Here is a 15,519-nt window from a genome sequence, read left to right on the forward strand (position 1 = left end):
CTGTCTGTCCGGTTGCAAGAGGCAGGATCAAGGTGGTGATGCGGCGTAACATCGTGCTGATCGGGATGATGGGGGCGGGAAAGACCGCAATCGGGGGAGAGCTTGCGCGCCGCCTGAATCGGCCTTTCCATGATACCGATGCCGAGATCGAGCGTGCCGCCGCCATGTCGATCCCCGAAATCTTTGCCCGCGACGGTGAAGAGTTCTTTCGCGCCCGCGAATCAGAGGTGCTGCGCCGCGTACTTTCATCAGGCCCCGGAATTGTCTCAACAGGCGGCGGTGCATGGCTGCGTCCCGAAAACCGCGGGCGTATCGCTCAAGACGGCGTGGCAGTCTGGCTTGACTGCGATCTTGAGACGCTTTGGCATCGCGTCCGCCATCGACCGACCAGGCCGCTTTTGCAGACCGCCGATCCGCGCGGCACGCTTGAACGGCTGCTGACCGAACGCAGTCCCGTCTATGCGCTGGCCGATATCCGCGTGCCCGCGCAGCGCGGCGACACCATAGAACAGACAGCGAATCGCGTACTGGCTGCGATAGAGGCATATAATCCCGCGATACTGGAGGGCAAATGAGCATCGAGACCGTTCACGTTGAGCTTGGCGAGCGCTCATATGACGTGCGCATCGGGCAGGGACTGCTAAGCCGCGCGGGTGAAGAGATCGTCGCACTTGCCGGCAAACGCCGTGTGGCCATCCTGACCGATGAAACGGTGGCGCGCCTGCATCTGCCTGCACTGCAAGAGACGCTGGCCGCTCAGGGGGTCAATGCTAGGGCTCTCGCCCTGCCTGCGGGAGAGGGGACGAAATGCTGGGCCGAGCTGGGTCGCGCGGTCGAATGGCTGCTTGAGCAGAGGATCGAGCGCAAGGATCTGGTCATCGCCCTTGGCGGTGGGGTGATCGGTGATCTTGCGGGCTTTGCCGCCGCGATTCTGCGCCGGGGCGTGCGCTTCGTGCAGATTCCGACAACGCTGCTGGCGCAGGTGGACAGTTCGGTTGGCGGCAAAACCGGCATCAACAGCCCTCAGGGCAAGAACCTGATCGGCGCCTTCCATCAGCCTGCGCTGGTGCTGGCCGATATCGACGTGCTGACCACGCTTGCCCTGCGCGACTTCCGCGCCGGTTATGGCGAGGTGGCGAAATATGGCCTTTTGGGCGACGAGACCTTTTTTGAATGGCTGGAGGCGAATGCCGCAGAGCTGATCTCGGACCCCGCCCTGCGTCAGCGCGCGGTACGCCATTCGATCGAGATGAAGGCCGGAATCGTCCAGCGTGACGAGACCGAGCAGGGTGAGCGGGCGCTTTTGAACCTTGGCCACACATTCGGCCATGCGCTTGAGGCTGCGACCGGCTATTCCGACCGGCTCCTGCATGGCGAAGGGGTGGCTGTTGGCTGCACTTTGGCCTTTGCGCTATCAGCCAAGCTGGGCCTTTGCAGTCAGGAAACGCCGTCACGCGTCGCTGCGCATTTTACCGCCATGGGGCTGCCCGCACATCTGCGCGACATTCCCGGCGATCTGGCGGATGACGAGGCGCTGATCGGCCTGATGGCGCAGGACAAAAAGGTTCAGGACGGCAAGCTGCGCTTTGTTCTGGCGCGGGGGATCGGTCAGGCTTTTGTCACGGACGAAGTAGATCCGGCAATGCTGCGTCAGGTGCTGGCCGAGTCGCGCTAGGCGTCTTTGGCCGGTTCCTCGGTCGGCGGTTCTGGCCGGTTGCGCGGCGGCACAATCTCATCATGACCCAGCTTGCGGTCGCGATCACGCCGCAGTGCCGCCCGACCCAGCATCAGCAAGGTGATCGGTGTGGTGATCAGGATGAACATGCCGATCATCAGCTCGTGGACGACCAGCCGCTGCTCGGTCAGCGAAAACATCAGCATCGAGGCCAGAATAATAGGCAGTGTCCCATAGCTGTAGCCCAGCGTCGGGGCGTGCAGCCGCTGGTAAAAGCTTTTCAGCCGCACCAGCCCTACGCCTCCCAGCAGCGTCAGCGTGGCACCGATGACCACAAACAACGCGATGATGATCGCCGCCCATGGGGGCAACTGCTCAAGATGCATCATTCGATCACCTCGCCCCGCATCAGGAATTTCGCCGCGCAAACGGTGGTGACAAAGCCAAGCACGGCAATGACCAGCGCACCCTCAAAAAAGAAGACATTGCCATTGCTCATGCCGATGACGAGAAACAGCAGCATAGCGTTGATATACATGGTATCCAGGCCAAGCACCCGGTCCTGAGCACGCGGTCCGATCAGCATACGCCAGCAGGCCAGCGCAAGCGCCAGGATCAGGGCGATCTGGGCATAGCCCAGGGCAAAGCGCAGGATCTCGGCCGTCATTCGAAAATCTCCATCAGCAACCTCTCGTAACGGTCGTGGACGATGCTTTGCCAGTCATCCGCGCTGCGCAGATCGAGGACATGCAGCAACAGCCGACCCTCCTCCTGATCGAATTCGATCCAGGCAGTGCCGGGGGTGCTGGTCAGGATGATTGCCAGTACCGCAATGGCATTCGGGTCGCGCATCGTCAGCGCCAGTTCGACAAAGCCCGAGTGATAGGCCGGATGGTTGGGCCCAAGGATCAGCACGCGCGCGACGGTGATGTTCGAGCGCAGGATATCGACCGCGACGATAGCCATCAGCCGGGGAATTGCCAGCCAGCGCCGGAAAACAGGTTTAGGCGGATGCAGATGTTCGACCGACCAGCCCGCGCCAAGCGCGATCAGCGTGCCAAGCAGCAGGTGGCCCAGGCTGAAGGCGGTCAGGATCAGCCACATCACCACCAGCGTCGCCGAAAGGACGGGATGAGGGATCAGCCGGCTCATGGGTTCACCTGCGTCTCTGGGCTGGCCATCTCCGCCGCGGGGGCGGGCTCTGGCTGCGGTCGAGTTTCAGGCGCTGCGGCCTCTGCCTCGGGGGCCTCGTCCGGGGCGGGGGCCGGATCAGGCGCAAGGCTGGAAACCGGGGCTGCACGTACGTCCTGCGCACCCGCCAGCACGGCCTTGCGATAAACCCCTGGTTCCAGCAGCGCACGGGCGGTGTCCCGAGTATAACCCAGCAGCGCATCGGCTCGCACCGTCTGCAACGCAATCATGCCAAGCAGCAGGACCACCGGAACCACCTCAAGTGCAAGGATGCGCGGGGCTGGCCCTTCCTCGGCCCAGAAACGGCGGATACCAAAGCGCATCAGCGCAATCAGCGCCCCGAGCCCTGACAGGATCAGCATGGCGGCATAGACCCACAGCACCATCGGCAGATAACCCGCTGTCGATAGGTTATCCTGAATGGCCCCGCGCAGGATCGCAAGCTTGCCGATAAAGCCCGGCATCGGCGGCAGACCTGCAATCATCGCCGCGACAAGAGAGAAACAGATCGACATGGTCAGCCAACTGACGGTGCGCTGGCTCGCCGGGGCGGTGGTGTCCTCGACGGTGCCAAGGCCCATTGGCGCCCAGCGTTCCGACAGCGGGTCAAAGCCGTCATCCTCGACCGGGGCATCGTCATCGCCTTCGTCATTGCGGCTGACCGGCTCGGCAATCAGGAAAAAGGCCGAGATCGCGGCGGTCGAGCCGACCATGTAGTAAAGCGCGCCGCCCAGCATCAGGCTGCCGCCTCCGGCCTGTGCAAACCCGATCGCGGTCAACACGGTGCCGGACGAAATGATGGCCAGATAGCCGCCCTTGCGCACCAGCTCAGGCGTGCCAAGGATGCCGATCATGCCAAAGCCCATGGTCAGGACACCGCCGATCATCAGAACCGGGGCGCCAAACCCCGCCGAGGGTCCGGCATCCGGCCCCAGTACCAACAGCGACAGGCGCAGGATCACATAGATCCCGACCTTGGTCATGATCGCCATGATCGCGGCGGCAGGCGGCGAGGCAGCCGCATAGGTCGGCGGCAGCCAGAAGCACAAGGGCCAGCTTGCCGCCTTGATCAGGAAGGCAAGGCCTAACAGGCCCGCGGCGGCATGGAACAGCACCCGCTCGGCATCGTCGAGCCAGTAAAGCGCGCGCCCGATATCGGCCATAGTCAGCGTGCCGGTGGTGCCATAGACCAACGCCACCCCGATCAGGAAGAACAGCGAGGCGGCAAGGTTCACGGCAAGGTAATGCAGCCCGGCCTTGATCCTTTCGGGTCCTGAACCGTGCAGCATCAACCCGTATGAGGCAGCAAGCATGACCTCAAAGAAAACAAAGAGGTTAAAGAGGTCTCCGGTCAGGAAAGAGCCGTTTACCCCCGCCAGCAGAAACTGGAACATGCTGTGATAATGCTGACCCTTGCCGTGCCAGCCCGCTGCCGCATAGATCAGCGACGGCGCCGCAAGCAGGGCGGTCAGCATCACCATCATCGCCGAAAGACGGTCGAGCACCAGCACAATGCCGATCGGCACCGGCCAGTCGCCAAGCCGGTACAGGCCGACAACCGTACCCCCCTGTTCGGTCGCAGATTTCACATCCGAAACCAGTTCGATCGAGGCAAGAAAGGTCAACCCGACCGCAACCAGCCCCATGATCAGCTTGGTCTGCCGGTTACGGTCGTTGTAAAACAGCATGATCGCGCCCGCGACGATCGGGATCAGGATCGGCGCAATCATCATATGGTCGGGCGCGACGCCGGTATTGATCATGAATGCCGCTCCTTACCATCGACATGGTCGGTGCCCGTCACCCCGCGCGAGGCGATCATCAGCACAAGGAACAGCGCGGTGGTGGCAAAGCTGATGACGATGGCCGTCAGTACCAGCGCCTGTGGCAGCGGGTCGGCATAGGCGGTCGGATCGACGAAACCGCCCTTGGGCATGATCGGGGCCGCACCAACATAAAGCCGGCCCATGGCAAAGATGAACAGGTTTACCCCATAGGCCAGCAGACACAGCCCGACGATCACCTGATATGAGCGCGGGCGCAGCATCAGCCAGACCCCTGAGCCGACCAGAACACCAATGGCAAGGGCAAGGATCAGTTCCATTACTTCAGCTCCTTGCCGGTGTCTGAGGGGCGGGCGACACGTAGTGACTGGTGAGCGATGGCGATCAACATCAGCACGATGGCCCCCAGCACCAGCGAAAACACGCCAAAGTCAAACAGCATCGCGGTCGAGAAGGGCACCTTTCCGATCACCGGAATATCCACATATTGCGCATGGGCGCTAAGGAACGGATAGCCAAATATCCACGAGCCCGCCCCGACCGCGGCCGAGATCGTCAGCCCCGAGGCCATCCAGCGCACCGGCAGCACGGTCAGGCGGGCCTCGACCCAGCGCACATTGGCAGCGACATATTGCAGCAACAGGCCGACAGCCAGCGTGACCCCGGCGGCAAAGCCGCCACCCGGCAGGTCATGGCCGCGGAAGAACAGATAGGCCGACAACGCGATGATCGGCGCAAACATCCATTGCATCAGTACAGCCGGAACAAACAGATAGGCCTCAAGCGCCTGTTCCTCGGCATCAAGCTGCGGACGCGGGCGCTCGACACTCTCCGGTGCGGGTCGGAAGCGGCGAAGCAGCGCATAAACCGTCAGCCCGACGATGGCGAGAACAGTGATTTCGCCAAAGGTGTCGAAAGCGCGGAAATCGACAAGGATGACGTTGACGACGTTGGTGCCTCCGCCTTCGACATAGGCGTTACGCAGGAACCAGTCACCGACCGAAGCGCCGGGCGTAGTCAGCAGCACCGCCAGCGCCAGCGCGGTCATGCCGGTCCCACAGGCCAGGGCAATCAGCAGGTCGCGGCTGCGGCGGGCACGGGCGGCAAGGTTGTTGTCGCCCGGGATCTCTTTGTCACGCTTGGGCAGCCAGCGCAGGCCCAGAAGCAACAGCGCGGTGGTCGCGATCTCGACCAGCAGCTGGGTCACGGCAAGGTCGGGGGCCGACAGCCAGACGAAGGTTGCGCAGGTGACAAGCCCCGCGCCCCCCATCAGCACCAGCGCGGCAAAGCGGTGATACTTGGCCTGCCATGCCGCCCCGACAGCACAGGTGCCGCCAACGAGCCATAGCAGCGCAAAGACCAGCTCATTCGCGCCGATCTTTGGCATCGGTACGTTCCAGTCCAGCGTACGCAGCACGAACCAAGAGGCCGCAAGTGACAACAGGACCATGGCGCGCAGTTGCGCCTGCAGCCCGTTCGCCGACAGCACGCGCAGCGCAAGTCGCGGCAGGCGGGTTGTCAGCATCTGCAAGAGCCAGTCAAACCCATGCGCGAAATCAAGCTTTCGCATGATCCGCGTCCCATCCTCGCCCGAATCGATCACCCGGCGCGGAATCAGATAGATCACCGCGCCCAGCGTCATGGCGATCATGCTCATGATCAGGGGCGGGTTGACGCCATGCCAGATCTTAAGGCTGAAATGCGGCAGATCAGGTCCGACGACGGCAAAGCTGGCCGTCTGCAGCCATGTGCCCAGAACCTGCTGGGGGAATATGCCCACAGCAAGGCAGATCGCCACAAGGATTGCCACCGGCAGCCGCATCAACAGCGGCGGTTCATGCGGTTCATGCGGCAGATCGGTCGCGGGCGGGCCGAAAAATACCGTCACGATAAAGCGCAGCGAATAGGCGGCACTAAAGGCACCGGCCACAACCGCGACATAAGGCGCAAAATTGTCAAGAAAGCTGCCGTTGTTCCAGACATAGGTCGCCTGAAAGAACATCTCTTTCGACAAAAACCCGTTCAGCAATGGCACCCCAGCCATGGCGCCCGAGGCGATGATTGCCAGTGCCGCTGTCACCGGCATCGCGCGCGCCAATCCTGACAGGCGGCGCATGTCGCGGGTCCCGGTCTCATGATCAATGATGCCGGCGGCCATGAACAGCGAAGCCTTGAAGACCGCGTGATTGACAATGTGGAACACCGCAGCGATCAGCGCGAAAGGCGTGCCGATGCCGGCCAGCGCCGTTATCAGCCCCAGATGGCTGATGGTGGAATAGGCAAGCAGCCCTTTCAGATCGTGGCGGAAAAGCGCAATTACAGCACCAAGCAACAGCGTCGCCAGCCCGATTCCGGTAACGATCATGAACCACAAATCTGTACCGCCAAGCGCCGGGTGAAAGCGCAGCAGAACAAAGACCCCGGCCTTCACCATGGTCGCCGAATGCAGATAAGACGACACCGGTGTCGGTGCGGCCATGGCATTGGGCAGCCAGAAATGGAACGGGAACTGCGCCGATTTAGTGAACGCACCCAGCACGAACAGGATCAGCACCGCAGGATAAAGGCGATGAATGGTGATCTGCGGTCCGGCCGCCAACACCGCCTCAAGATCATAGCTGCCAGCGATCTGGCCCAGGATAATCATCGCCACCATCAGGCACAGCCCGCCTGAAGCAGTGACGATCAGCGACATCCGCGCACCGTCGCGTGCATCCTGTCTTTGATACCAATAGCCGATGAGCAGGAACGAGACGATGCTTGTCAGTTCCCAGAATACCACCAGCATGATGATATTGCCCGACAGAAGCAGGCCCGACATCGCCCCGGCAAAGGCCAGCAGACAGGAATAAAGCCGTGGAACCGGATCGTCGGGCGACATGTAATAGCGGGCATAGAGAATGACCAGAAAACCGATCCCCGCCACCAATACCATGAACAGCCATGAAAAGCCGTCAATGCGGAAAGTCAGGTCAAGCCCAACGGAACTGACCCATTCAAAGGTCCCGGTGATACTTTGCCCATCGGTGACAGCGGGATAAAGCACACCCAGGATCACCAGCGCGACAATCATCGTCAGCCCGGCGAGCCAGGCTTCTGCATTGCGTGCTCCGATAGGAAGCGTAGCCGCCAAAGCGGCCGAAACGAATGGCGTCAGAACAAGCAACAGCAACAGGTTCTGTTCAACCATTGTCTTCCTTTTTGGGTTGGAGCTTGTTTGGATAATAGACGCGCGACGGGACGGAATACAACCGACCCGATCGATAAAAGTGACGTAAAAATCCAAGATCAGGAATATTTTATCGCGCCCGTAAACAGGACGCGGAACCGGGGCCTTAACGGCCCCGATCAGGGGTCGCGTCACAAAGCTGCTCTCCGGTCAACAGGACCTCGGCGGGCAGGGGGTGGCTGATGAAATAAAGCGGGCTGGCCGTCGGCCCATAAGCTCCACAGCCGTGAATGGCGATCAGATCGCCCTCATCAAGCCGCGGCAACAGCACCCGGCTACCCAGCTTGTCGATCGAGGTGCAGAGCGGGCCGGAAATATCCTGCGGCTCGTCTGGTCGGGTACCGCCTTCATCGCCGCCGACACGGTGGATGACGTAATTGCGCCGCAGCACCATCCCGAAATTGCCCGAGGCTGCAAGGTTCGCGTTCAGACCCCCATCACAGATGGCAATACGGCTGCCGCGCGATTGCTTGACCGAGACGACGCGGGCCAGAAACCAGCCCGCCGGGCCGACCAGATAGCGGCCAAGTTCCAGCACCAGCCGGGTGTCAGCAAAGCGCGGATCTGCAAGGAAGGCATCCAGATCAGGCCCGACCCCGGCGGCGATGGCGGCAAGATCAAGCTCACTTTCGCCCGGGTGATAGGGAATGCCCAAGCCCGAACCGAAGATCAGCTTTCCCGGCCGCAGGTCCAGCGATACACAGATTTCAGAGAATACCTGCATAAAGATGCGCCAGTTCTCGCAGATCGCCTCGGATTTCAGCGATTGCGTGCCGGAATAGATATGCAGTCCGATAATACGCAGGTTGGGCAAGGTGGCGATCTGGGGCAGTTCGGTCGGCGCGTTCTCGACATCAATGCCGAAGGGGCTGGGACGGCCGGCCATCTGGTCGCCAAATCCCTTGGGCACCCGCGCAGGGGCAAGCCGGATCATGACCGGCTGAACGCGCCCAAGCTCGGCCGCAATGGCATCGGCAAGCCGGGCCTCGCGCAGGCTTTCCAGCACCAGCTCTCCAACACCACCCGAGATGGCTGCGCGCAATTCGGCCTCGCGTTTGGCGGGACCGGTAAAACTGATCAGCCCAGGTTGCCAGCCTGTTTGACGGCCAAGCGCGAACTCTCCGCCCGACGAGACGTCAAGCAGGTCTACCTGATCCCGCATCCAACCCAGAAGCGCCGGGTTCGGATTGCTTTTGACCGCAAAGCTGATGCTGAACCAGCGACCGAGGTGCGCACGCAGATGCGCCAGCCGCGCCGTGATCACATCGGTCGCATAGACATAGGCGGGGGTACCATAGCGTTCTGCCGCCTCGGCCAGATGGCGGTCCAGCGTGGCGGTCCCGGGCTCACTCAAGGGATTGGACATAGGCAAGGATGGCGTCGACGGTGTCGAAATTCTCCAGCGTCACATCGCCCGGCTGGACGCGAACGCCTGCCTGCTGCTCGACAAATGAAATCAGCCCGACCATCGCCACCGAGTCGAGGATGCCGCTGGAAAAAAGCTCGGTCCCGCCCTCAGGCGCAGTGTCGATGTTCAGGTCATTGCTGATATAACGGATCAATTCGTCCTTACCGAAACTCATGAAATAAATCCTTTTTTTATCAATTATCTAATGAGGCTTTAACGGCAGATATAATAGCCGGGCGGTCCAGCTTGCCGCTGGCAGTACGCGGCATCATCCCCTGCCAGGTATGATGGCGCTGCGGACGCATGTAATGGGGCATGGCACGGGCACAATGCGCGGCAAGTGCTGTTTCGTCGCCCTGTGGCAGGTAGCTGACAACCGCATGGACCGCCTGCCCAAGATCGGCATCCTCGACCCCAAAGGCGACGACATCACTGACCAGTCCGCTTTGTGAGATTGCGTCCTCGACCTCGGTCGGGGATAGGCGAAAGCCCAGCGTCTTGATCATCTCGTCCATGCGGCTGACAAACCACATATCCCCGTCATCATCGACGCGAACCAGATCGCCCGACCAGACCACCGGCTCATCGCCAAGAATATGGGCAAGCTCGGGGCAGGGGCGGATCTTTTGGGTGGTGATTTCGGGTTTTTCCCAATAACCCATGCTGACCAGCGGGCCGGCGTGAACCAGCTCTCCCTGCTCTTCGGGGCCGGCGATGCCTTCGCCATGCTTGATCGCAAAGACGCGCGCATTGGGGATCTGCTGACCGATCGAGCCCATTTTGGCCGCGAAACGTTCCGGCGGCAGGTAGGTCGAGCGGAACGCCTCGGTCAGCCCATACATCAGATAGATATCCGCGCCCGGAAACACCTGGGGCAAAAGCTCCAGAATGTTCGGGGGGATCTTGCCGCCGGTATTGGTGATCCGCCGCAGCGCGGGCAAAGCGGTCGGCCGGTCGGCCAGCAGCCGCACGATCTGGTTCCACAAGGGAGGCACGCCGGCGATACCGGTCACCGCCTCGGCCGCGGCCATGCGGATGATCTCGGCCGGCATGGTCAGCGGTTGATGAACGACGGTGCCGCCCGTCAGCATCATTGTCGTCAACTGGTTCAGCCCTGCATCGAAACTGTAGGGCAGGACGGAAAGCAGCCGGTCGCTTTCGTCAAGTTTCAGATATTGTGCAACCGAGATCGCGCCGACGCGAATATTGCGATGGCTCAGCATCACACCTTTGGGCGCACCTGTCGAACCCGAGGTGTAGATGATCATCGCCAATCCGCGCGGATCGCATTCGTCGGGCGCAGAGGCCCTGTCAGCGGCAGGCGCCGCCCAGGGGTCCGCGCCCTGGACAAGGCCCTCGGCCTTGCCCTGAACCAGATAGGCCGTGCCCTCGGGCAAGGCGTTTTCACCCGTCAGCGCGTCAAGCACGTTGCGGGGCAGGATGACTGCCCGTGCCCTGCTGTCGCGGGCAACATAAGCCAGTTGCGCAGGCGTCCAGCGGATGTTCACATTGACGACCACGGCGCCCATTTTCCATGCGCCGAACATGGCCGCGACCTCGTCGATGCCCTTGCGCAGATGCACGATGACCCGGTCACCTGGACGGATACCTCGCGCACCAAGCCAGTCGGCAATGCATCCGGCCTCGGCCGCAAGCTCGGCATAGGTGACAGAGCGGCCGCGATCCACCGCAGCGATCTTGCCCGCGCGATGCGGCAGATTATCGGCCATGAGGGACCACATGATGCGGTCGAAATCCTTACTCATCGCCCGGCGCCTTGTTGCGTGCCGCAAAGATCGGCAGGCTGGGATAGATCTTGGCAGGTGAGCCGATGACGACAGAATCAGAGGGCACATTGGCGGTCACCGCAGTATTCGCCCCGATGCGCACCCGGTCGCCGATGGTGATCGGCCCCAGCACACAGGAATTCACCCCGATAAAGACGTCATCCCCGATGACAGGTGCACCCGGCCCCATGTTGGTGCCGATGGTGACATTGTGCATCACTCCACAGCGGTCACCGATGACCACATCGGGATGGATCGACAGCGAACCCTCGGCATGGATGATGTGAAAATCGGCGCCAAGCCTGACCTGCGGCGGGATCCAGACCTTGGTTACGTTCAGGATCAGCATGCGCATCAGCGCATAGGGTTTGGTAGCCAGCCAGCGCAGCGGGGGATTTTTGATCCCGATGGCCCAACGTCCGTATCTGTAAATGGCCAGAGAGACAAAGGCCGGCTCGGTCAGCGAACTGCCGTGTCGTCTGTAATCGTCCCTGAGGGTCTTAAACATCGCGGCGCACTTGCCAATGAAAATTTGGAACAATCCGTATTCCGGACCCATATTCCCATTGGCCGCCCCGGCTCAACCTGACGTTTAGGACGAGTTTTTGGACCTTTTGTCCTCTATCAGGTCCATCGTGCGCTGAATCTGGTCCCATCCGATCCGATAGCCGCTTGCAGTCCCGGAGCCGACCACCATCGCATAATGCTGCTGCCAGCAATCGGTCAGCAGTTTTAGCGAGGTCGTCACCCGATCTGCGGGCTGAAGGGTCAAAAGCGTGCCACGCGGTGCCATGGCGATGACACCATGGGCAAGCTGGCTGCCCTCGACCCCGACAACCATCTGTGCCGCACCGCAGGCCTCGGCCATATCGTCGGCGCTGTGGCGGTCGATATAAAGCGTGCGGAAACCATATTCCGTCTCGAACCGCTCGGCGATCTCGGCCTCATTTTCAAGGATACGGGCATCCCCGCTGGCGCCGCGAAAGATAAAGACCCCCGGCAGGGGCGTAAGCTTGCGCCCATTCAACAAGCGGGCACGGTTTTCCTGTGCCCTGGCGCGGCGATTGCTGTTGTTTTTCAGATCGTCAAACAGGATCAGCTCGTCAAAATGGACATCTCCAATGCGCCGGGGCGACATGCCCAAAAGCTCTTCATAACGGGCGGTATGGCCGCCGCGCGCGGGGGCCGAGGTGACAGGGTTGCCCGCCGCCTCGGCCAGTCGATAGGCAAGGCAGTCGTTCAGAAGCCAGTTCCCGAACCAGCGGTTGCCGATCCAGCTTTCATAAAGCGCACCGCCAAGGTTTTCGCGCGGCTTTGGATAAATCATGCCCGAGCGGCGACGTTGGCGCAGGTGACGCTCGGCCCCGCGGGCGTAAAGGACGCCATCAACAAAATCGACGTCACGAAAGCGATAGCCCATGGTCGGCGCGGTGTGTTCGGCCGGATTGCCCTGCATCTGGGCCAGAATGTCCGGCAGGCCGCCGAATTCTGTCTGGGCGATATGGTCAATCTGGTCGGGCAGCCAGATGCCCGGCAGAATCTCAACATCTTCGGCCGGGCTGATCTCCCAGCGCTCGATGGCGGTGTCAAAGAATTCCGCCAGGTCCAGACCGGCAAGGCGGCGCAGGCGGTTATGGATCGGTCTGAGCGAGGGCATGAAGGCTCGGATCTGGCTGGATTTTAGGAAAGTTTAGGGACGAACGGGACAAGCGCAAGGCAGATCAGCCGCCTTGAGCTGTATCCTTGAGGGCTGCGAGCAACGCCTCGGCAATCATCGCGTGATCGCTGGCAGACGGATGCCACAGGCAGGCGTTGCGCTGTGGCTTGTCCAGAACCACCAGGCGGTTCGCAATACCCCTTTCGTCTAGCAATGCTGCAGCACGGTGATGGGCCTCGACCAGCTCGGGGCCGTATTCGCCAAAACCCAGCAGCACCACCAGCGCACCGGGATTTTCCTGCGCACGCGCGCGCGCAAAATCGGCCAGCGCCGGGCCAAAGTCGCGGGCAAGATCACTGTTGTCCGTCCAACGCTCCTGTGGATCCAGAGGCGAGCCAAAAACATTCGAGCCAAGCCCGATCACGATGATATCGGCCGGTCGCTGGGGCAGGGCAGGCGCCTGTGGGTCTGCGGGCAGAGCAAGGGGATAGAGCTGCCCCATGGTCCGTTCCGGATCAGCGCCACCGTAATTGCGCAAAAGACCGATGCCAGAACGTGCGATGATACGGTAATCTGCGCCCAGCGCGCGCGCCACTTGCGGGCCAAAGCTGCGACTGGTGTCCGTGGCAGCGTAAATCTCATCCTCAGTGCAATCACGGCGCTCGGCGGTATTGGCAAAACCGACGGTGTCGGAATCACCGATAAATTCGATCAGCCGGGGCGCGGGTTCAGGCGGGGCAAGATCACGGCCCGCGTCATTTATGAAAAACCCGCCGAAAAGCGCAGGTCCCGGCGATTCGCTGATCTTTTCGGCGCGGATCTCGTGGCGGCCGGGCTTAATCCCTTCAATCAACAGGTCACGCAGTCCGGGGCGCGAGATTTCGACCGCTGAGCCGTCAATGTCGACCCGCCAGCGACTAAGCGAATCGTCAAAGCGCAAGCTGACGGAAGTCCCCTCGAATCGAGCGACGGCGTGAAATGCAGGCCATTCGTGACGATAGCCGCCATCAGGACCGGGCGCCGCTCGGCCGGTAATTGCGGCGGGCAACGGGCCAAGGTTTTGCTGCCAAGGCACCAGCCGCGCGCTGAAGGCCGTGTTTTCAGCCAGAGCGATCTGTGGCACCGGGGTCACGGGTCGGGCCGGACAGGGCCGCACGTAAAGGGCGACGATGGCGATCAGTACGCTGCAGGCAAGGCCGATAACGACCTCTCTGGTCCACCCTGATCGCATGATTGCCCGCCTGTTAAAACCGCCCCGATCCTTAGCGGAGCGGGGCGGTTTGTCATCTTGGCGAATTGGTGAGCATCCAGGGCCCTATGACAGGCCGCCGGTTGTTATTTTGCGGCGTCAAAGACCGGCTGATAGATCTCTTTCAGCCGTGCCACCGCCTCTTGCGGGGACAGTTCGACCGACTGGCCGTTGCGGCGCGAGGTCAGCTCAACCTTGTTTGCGGCAAGGCCGCGCGGGCCGACGGTAATGCGCCAGGGCAGGCCGATCAGGTCCATCGTGGCGAATTTTGCGCCCGCACGTTCATCCCGGTCGTCGTAAAGCGGGTCGAAACCCTGCGATTTCAGCTCTTTGTAAAGCGCCTCACATGCGCTGTCCGTCGAGGCATCGCCCTGCTTGAGGTTGACGATCCCGACGTGGAAGGGGGTCACGCCCTCGGGCCAGATAATGCCCTTGTCGTCATGGCTGGCCTCGATGATCGCGCCAAGAAGGCGGCTTACGCCGATCCCGTGCGAACCCATATGCACCGGAACGCGCTGACCATCGGGACCAACCACGGTCGCCCCCATCGGCTCGGAGTATTTGGTGCCAAAGTAGAAGATCTGGCCCACCTCGATACCGCGCGCGACGCGCCGCCGCTCGGCCGGGATCTGGTTGAACAGCGCCTCGTCATGGGTTTCATCGGTGCGGGCGTAGCGGCTGGTGAACTCTTCCAGCACTGCCTGACACTGCTCGACGCTGTCATAATCAATGTCGCGGCTGCCGAATTTCAGATCGGTGATCTCGCTGTCATAAAAGACCTCGGATTCGCCGGTTTCGGCCAGTACCAGAAACTCATGGGTGTAATCGCCGCCGATCGGGCCACCATCGGCCCGCATCGGAATCGCCTGCAGGCCCATACGCTCATAGGTGCGCAGATAGCTGACCAAATGGCGGTTATAGGCGTGCAGCGCGTCTTCCCTGGTCAGGTCAAAGTTGTAACCGTCTTTCATCAGGAATTCGCGCCCGCGCATGACGCCAAAGCGCGGCCGGATTTCGTCGCGGAACTTCCACTGGACGTGGTACAGCGTCAGGGGCAGATCCTTGTAGCTGTTCACATGGGCGCGAAAGATATCGGTGATCATCTCTTCGTTCGTGGGCCCGTAAAGCAGGTCACGCTTATGGCGGTCCTTGATGCGCAGCATCTCTTCGCCATAATCGTCATAGCGGCCGGATTCGCGCCACAGGTCAGCCGATTGCAGAGTCGGCATCAGCATGGCGATATGTCCGGCGCGGGCCTGTTCCTCGTGCACGATCTGCTCGATGCGGCGCAGCACCCGATAACCCATTGGCAGCCAGGAATAGATGCCCGCCGCCTGCTGTTTAATCATGCCGGCGCGCAGCATCAGCCTGTGGCTGACAATCTGGGCCTCTTTGGGGTCTTCTTTGAGAACGGGCATGAAATAGCGCGACAGACGCATGGCAGGTTCCTCATCATGGGCCGGCACGAGTTAGCGCAGAGCACATCGCGGAGCAACGCCTTCCTTGCAACCGGCCTAAGGACCGTTCACATAGAAAAGC

15 protein-coding genes are annotated in these 15,519 nt (G+C 61.5%); 2 read left to right on the forward strand and 13 right to left on the reverse strand.

The window, feature by feature from the left end:
- The first annotated feature begins 38 nt into the window (after positions 1–38).
- Both F8A10_RS05670 and aroB read left to right on the forward strand, forming a co-directional pair.
- Entirely contained in the window at positions 39–575 is a 537-nt protein-coding gene (locus F8A10_RS05670; protein WP_010394967.1) for a shikimate kinase, read from the forward strand.
- Positions 572–1,675 carry a 3-dehydroquinate synthase gene (gene aroB / locus F8A10_RS05675; RefSeq protein ID WP_152366881.1) on the forward strand — a complete coding sequence of 368 codons (1,104 nt, stop codon included), beginning with the start codon at positions 572–574 and terminating at the stop codon, positions 1,673–1,675. The genes F8A10_RS05670 and aroB overlap by 4 nt, the downstream gene beginning before the upstream one ends.
- Here the strand turns inward: aroB and mnhG are convergent.
- From mnhG to proS, 13 genes are all read right to left on the reverse strand, one after another.
- On the reverse strand, positions 1,672–2,064 hold the full coding sequence (gene mnhG, locus F8A10_RS05680) for a monovalent cation/H(+) antiporter subunit G (protein ID WP_040601861.1): 393 nt from the start codon (positions 2,062–2,064) through the stop codon (positions 1,672–1,674). The genes aroB and mnhG overlap by 4 nt on opposite strands.
- Positions 2,061–2,342, reverse strand: coding sequence for a K+/H+ antiporter subunit F (locus tag F8A10_RS05685; protein WP_010394973.1), 282 nt, complete (start codon positions 2,340–2,342; stop codon positions 2,061–2,063). The genes mnhG and F8A10_RS05685 overlap by 4 nt, the downstream gene beginning before the upstream one ends.
- The gene (locus F8A10_RS05690; RefSeq protein WP_010394975.1) at positions 2,339–2,827 is read right to left on the reverse strand and encodes a Na+/H+ antiporter subunit E; all 489 of its coding nucleotides are present in this window, start codon (positions 2,825–2,827) and stop codon (positions 2,339–2,341) included. The genes F8A10_RS05685 and F8A10_RS05690 overlap by 4 nt, the downstream gene beginning before the upstream one ends.
- Positions 2,824–4,629 carry a monovalent cation/H+ antiporter subunit D gene (locus F8A10_RS05695; protein WP_085502534.1) on the reverse strand — a complete coding sequence of 602 codons (1,806 nt, stop codon included), beginning with the start codon at positions 4,627–4,629 and terminating at the stop codon, positions 2,824–2,826. The genes F8A10_RS05690 and F8A10_RS05695 overlap by 4 nt, the downstream gene beginning before the upstream one ends.
- On the reverse strand, positions 4,626–4,970 hold the full coding sequence (locus F8A10_RS05700) for a Na+/H+ antiporter subunit C (protein ID WP_010394980.1): 345 nt from the start codon (positions 4,968–4,970) through the stop codon (positions 4,626–4,628). The genes F8A10_RS05695 and F8A10_RS05700 overlap by 4 nt, the downstream gene beginning before the upstream one ends.
- Positions 4,970–7,840 (reverse strand): monovalent cation/H+ antiporter subunit A, encoded by a 2,871-nt coding sequence (locus F8A10_RS05705; protein ID WP_152366882.1) that lies wholly within the window; start codon positions 7,838–7,840, stop codon positions 4,970–4,972. Before F8A10_RS05705 ends, F8A10_RS05700 begins: the two co-directional genes overlap by 1 nt.
- Positions 7,841–7,985: 145 nt before the next feature.
- The gene (locus F8A10_RS05710) at positions 7,986–9,233 is read right to left on the reverse strand and encodes a type III PLP-dependent enzyme (protein ID WP_227493337.1); all 1,248 of its coding nucleotides are present in this window, start codon (positions 9,231–9,233) and stop codon (positions 7,986–7,988) included.
- Positions 9,226–9,462, reverse strand: coding sequence for an acyl carrier protein (locus F8A10_RS05715; protein WP_010394986.1), 237 nt, complete (start codon positions 9,460–9,462; stop codon positions 9,226–9,228). The genes F8A10_RS05710 and F8A10_RS05715 overlap by 8 nt, the downstream gene beginning before the upstream one ends.
- Before the next feature lie 19 nt (positions 9,463–9,481).
- The gene (locus F8A10_RS05720) at positions 9,482–11,053 is read right to left on the reverse strand and encodes an AMP-binding protein (RefSeq protein WP_152366884.1); all 1,572 of its coding nucleotides are present in this window, start codon (positions 11,051–11,053) and stop codon (positions 9,482–9,484) included.
- A complete protein-coding gene (locus F8A10_RS05725) occupies positions 11,046–11,582 on the reverse strand; it encodes a serine O-acetyltransferase (RefSeq protein ID WP_227493338.1) in 537 nt (178 codons plus the stop codon). Before F8A10_RS05725 ends, F8A10_RS05720 begins: the two co-directional genes overlap by 8 nt.
- A gap of 84 nt (positions 11,583–11,666) precedes the next feature.
- On the reverse strand, positions 11,667–12,731 hold the full coding sequence (locus F8A10_RS05730; RefSeq protein WP_152366886.1) for a glycosyltransferase family 61 protein: 1,065 nt from the start codon (positions 12,729–12,731) through the stop codon (positions 11,667–11,669).
- A 64-nt stretch (positions 12,732–12,795) separates the two neighbouring features.
- A complete protein-coding gene (locus F8A10_RS05735) occupies positions 12,796–13,962 on the reverse strand; it encodes an SGNH/GDSL hydrolase family protein (RefSeq protein WP_085502540.1) in 1,167 nt (388 codons plus the stop codon).
- A gap of 104 nt (positions 13,963–14,066) precedes the next feature.
- A complete protein-coding gene (proS, locus tag F8A10_RS05740) occupies positions 14,067–15,419 on the reverse strand; it encodes a proline--tRNA ligase (protein WP_010394998.1) in 1,353 nt (450 codons plus the stop codon).
- Positions 15,420–15,519 lie beyond the last annotated feature (100 nt).

This window comes from Paracoccus kondratievae (genome assembly GCF_009301415.1).
GTDB classification, from domain to species: domain Bacteria; phylum Pseudomonadota; class Alphaproteobacteria; order Rhodobacterales; family Rhodobacteraceae; genus Paracoccus; species Paracoccus kondratievae.